Source organism: Mesorhizobium sp. M7A.F.Ca.CA.004.06.1.1 (assembly GCF_003999135.1).
Classification (GTDB): domain Bacteria; phylum Pseudomonadota; class Alphaproteobacteria; order Rhizobiales; family Rhizobiaceae; genus Mesorhizobium.
Window position 1 is genome coordinate 1 of sequence record NZ_RZPQ01001083.1, and the last position, 1,458, is coordinate 1,458.

Here is a 1,458-nt window from a genome sequence, read left to right on the forward strand (position 1 = left end):
ACTCAGAACAGGAGCATGTCCAGCGTGATCAAGGCCCGCATTACCGTCACCCTCAAGAACGGCGTGCTCGACCCGCAGGGCAAGGCGATAGAACACGCATTGTCGGGCCTTGGCTTCGGCGGCGTCGGCGCGGTGCGGCAGGGCAAGGTTTTCGACGTCGAGCTGGCGGAAAGCGACAAGGCCAAGGCCGAAGCCGACCTCAAGGCCATGTGCGACAAGCTGCTGGCGAATACGGTGATTGAGAACTACGCGGTGGAGATCGCCTAAATTGAAAGCAGCCGTCGTCCTTCTGCCCGGCCTCAACCGCGACCGCGACATGATCGCGGCGTTGACCAAGATTTCGGGAACGCCGCCGGTCACCGTGTGGCAGACCGACACCGAAATCCCCGATGTGGACCTGATCGCCATTCCGGGCGGCTTTTCCTTCGGCGACTATCTGCGCTGCGGCGCGATCGCCGCGCGCATGCCGGTCATGCGGGCGGTGGCCGAAAAAGCGGCCGCGGGCGTTACGGTCATCGGCGTCTGCAATGGTTTCCAGATCCTGGTCGAGGCCGGCCTGTTGCCGGGCGCCTTGATGCGCAACACCTCGCTGAAATTCGTCTGCCGGCAGGTGAAGCTCGAGATCACCAATGCCAACACCATGTTCACGCGCCGCTATCAGCCGGGCCAGATCATCCGCTCGCCGGTCGCGCATCATGACGGCAATTATTTCGCCGACGCCGACACGCTTGCCCGTATCGAAGGCGAAGGCCAGGTGGTGTTCCGCTATGCCGAGGGCACCAACCCCAACGGCTCGATCAACGACATTGCCGGCATCGTCAACAGCCAAGGCAATGTGCTCGGGCTGATGCCGCATCCGGAAAACCTGATCGAAGCAGCCCATGGCGGCACCGATGGCCGCGGACTGTTCGAGAGCGCCCTCGGCATCGCAGCCTGACGATATCGAAGCGAACAGCTTGAAAACAGCCGGACATTCCTGTCTCTTTGGAGCAAGTCTGGTTCATTGGGGAGAGAGACGGTCATGAAACTCTATTCGCGGCCGTTGTCGCCCTACTCGTCGATCGTGCGGGCACTGGCCTACATCAAGGACGTACCACTCAAGATCATCGCGCCGCCGCCCGGTTTTCCCATCCCGGAAGAGTTTCGCGCCATCTCACCGATGAACCGGATTCCGGTGCTGATCACCGGCTCGGGCGAGACGATCGTCGAATCGGTGGTCATCGCCGAATATCTCGAGGAACGGTTTCCGGAGCCGGCGCTGCTGCCGCCCGATTCCAAGGACCGGGCACTGGTGCGCATGTTCGCCCGCATCACCGATCTCGATGTGCTGACCCCGACGATGAAGCTTTTCGAGCTCCATTTCGTGCCGAAGCGCAACAATGCCGAGATCGACGCCCAGTTTGCCCGCCTGCATCACGGGCTGGCGGCAATCGAGGCGCGCATGGCGCAGGGCCCATT

3 protein-coding genes are annotated in these 1,458 nt (G+C 62.3%); all 3 read left to right on the top strand.

Annotated elements, in window-relative coordinates; translation table 11 throughout:
- Positions 1 to 24: 24 nt before the first annotated feature.
- Positions 25 to 267, top strand: coding sequence for a phosphoribosylformylglycinamidine synthase subunit PurS (purS, locus tag EN906_RS34025; RefSeq protein ID WP_023810342.1), 243 nt, complete (start codon positions 25 to 27; stop codon positions 265 to 267).
- A 1-nt stretch (position 268) separates the two neighbouring features.
- The gene (gene purQ, locus EN906_RS34030) at positions 269 to 937 is read left to right on the top strand and encodes a phosphoribosylformylglycinamidine synthase subunit PurQ (protein ID WP_127269903.1); all 669 of its coding nucleotides are present in this window, start codon (positions 269 to 271) and stop codon (positions 935 to 937) included.
- Positions 938 to 1,021: 84 nt separating this feature from the next.
- Positions 1,022 to 1,458: glutathione S-transferase family protein (locus tag EN906_RS34035; protein ID WP_164777600.1), on the top strand; the 437-nt coding region annotated here is incomplete at its 3' end.